This window comes from Vibrio sp. YT-19(2023) (genome assembly GCF_033337395.1).
Window position 1 is genome coordinate 1 of record NZ_JAWOQN010000685.1, and the last position, 625, is coordinate 625.

Annotated in this window: 1 protein-coding gene; it reads left to right on the forward strand. The window is 42.2% G+C overall.

What is annotated here, in order from left to right; all coding sequences use genetic code 11:
- Position 1: 1 nt before the first annotated feature.
- On the forward strand, positions 2-583 hold the full coding sequence (locus R7E78_RS27870; RefSeq protein WP_005494208.1) for an RNA polymerase sigma factor: 582 nt from the start codon (positions 2-4) through the stop codon (positions 581-583).
- Positions 584-625: the final 42 nt, after the last annotated feature.

Below are 625 nucleotides of genomic sequence, written 5' to 3' on the forward strand. Positions count from 1 at the left end.
GATGAGTGATAGCCCACAAAAACTGGGGCGAAATGAATGGAACGCTTACATGGATAAAGTAAAAGCCAAAGATAGAGAGGCTTTTGCGTTCGTATTCCGTTTTTATGCACCCAAGCTAAAACAGTTTGCCTACAAGCACGTTGGTAATGAGCAAGTTGCTATGGAGATGGTTCAAGAAACCATGGCAACGGTCTGGCAAAAAGCTCATCTTTACGATGGAAAGAAGAGTGCGTTATCGACGTGGATATACACGATTATCCGCAACTTGTGTTTTGACTTACTCAGAAAACAAAAGGGTAAAGAGCTTCACATCCATTCTGATGACATTTGGCCATCGGAATATTATCCGCCAGATTTGGTTGATCATTATTCTCCAGAACAAGACATGTTGAAGGAACAGGTGGTGAAGTTTCTTGATATTTTGCCTAAAAATCAGAGAGACGTATTGCAAGCGGTTTATCTCGAAGAACTGCCACATCAGCAAGTTGCGGAACTTTTTGACATACCGCTAGGCACGGTGAAGTCTCGGTTAAGACTCGCAGTAGAAAAGTTAAGGCACTCAATGCATACGGAGCAACTATGAACAAACATCCAGATAACAACTTGTTAGAAGCATACGCTTCGG